General features: G+C 40.3%; 1 protein-coding gene. It reads left to right on the plus strand.

The window, feature by feature from the left end; all coding sequences use genetic code 11:
• The coding region (locus tag ACDQ55_RS21635; protein WP_420983726.1) for a hypothetical protein at positions 1-1,204 on the plus strand (1,204 nt) is incomplete at its 5' end.
• Positions 1,205-1,241: the final 37 nt, after the last annotated feature.

A 1,241-nucleotide genomic window follows, 5' to 3' on the forward strand; every position in this document is an offset into this window, starting at 1 on the left:
ACAGCCCAATTATAGCCGGAATGTTTTTGCAGGGCTGCCTTATGCTTACAGTCACGTTACTGAATTTTTAGATAACAGCGAGTCCACTTTTGTGGCAAGTGAGTTTAATGTGGTTGGAAATGGATTTGGCGGTATTGTTTATGGGGAGAAATATCCCTGGGTAGATCCAATGAGCCCGGAGTTGGAAAACTCTGCCTGGGACCATGGTAAAGAGTTGATAAGATATACAGGAGGTAAAGCGGATGATAAGTATTACATCGATCAGGAGAAAAGGTGGAATTACACTGCGGTAACCAATACTTTTTATAATTATACTGCTTCCCTGATGAAAGAAGTTTTTGTTAATACTACAAATATCAAAGAATTCATTGGTGATTACCAGGTAATGGTATACGGCATTTACAGTAACTGGGTAAAGCTAGACAACGTGATAGCATATAGTTATCCAAGGTTGGGAGCTAGCTATTCTACTATTAGTACAAAGACGGCTTATAGGTATAATGAAACAGATAAGCAGCTGGAGGAAGAAGAAACGGCCAATAGCAGCGGCGAAATACTACTGACGCAAACATTCCGGCCTGTTAAAATGGTGGCATTAGGCCGCGACCCGCAGGGAATATATCAGGGCATGATTAATAATCACCTATTGGAACCCGTAGTAGAGGTGATCAATAAGAGAAATGGTAATCAGACTAATTTGATGAGAACAAACTATTATCAGCCATTCGCCGGTTTATATGTTCCTGTTACCATACAAACGCAGCAAGCCATCAGCGCTCCGGTTATTACTCAATTAAAATATCTCCGCTACGATGATCAGGGTAATGTATTGAGTTTATCGCGGGATAATGGGCCTGCAGTGAATTATATCTGGGCGTACAAAGGGCAATATCCGATTGCGAAAATAGACAACTGTGATTATGCTACACTGGAAGCTACCTTGGGGGCAGCGAATATTGCAGGCTACCGCGGACTTAATCCTACTGCGGTGCAGATAGATGGTTTACTGGCGCCATTAAAAACAGCTGTAGCCAAAGCTTTTGTAACGCAATATACTTACTTGCCTATGGTAGGTTTAACCCGTGTGAAAGATGTCAATGGTCAGATCACTTCTTATGAATATGATGATTTCCAAAGATTAAGACTAGTAAAAGATCATGATGGAAATATTTTGAAAAGTTATCAATATCACTACGCCAATTAATCCCAGTAAAATTTACCCTTATGAAATCTTTCATTAG

The organism is Chitinophaga sp. 30R24, from assembly GCF_049056765.1.
Taxonomy (GTDB): Bacteria; Bacteroidota; Bacteroidia; order Chitinophagales; family Chitinophagaceae; genus Chitinophaga.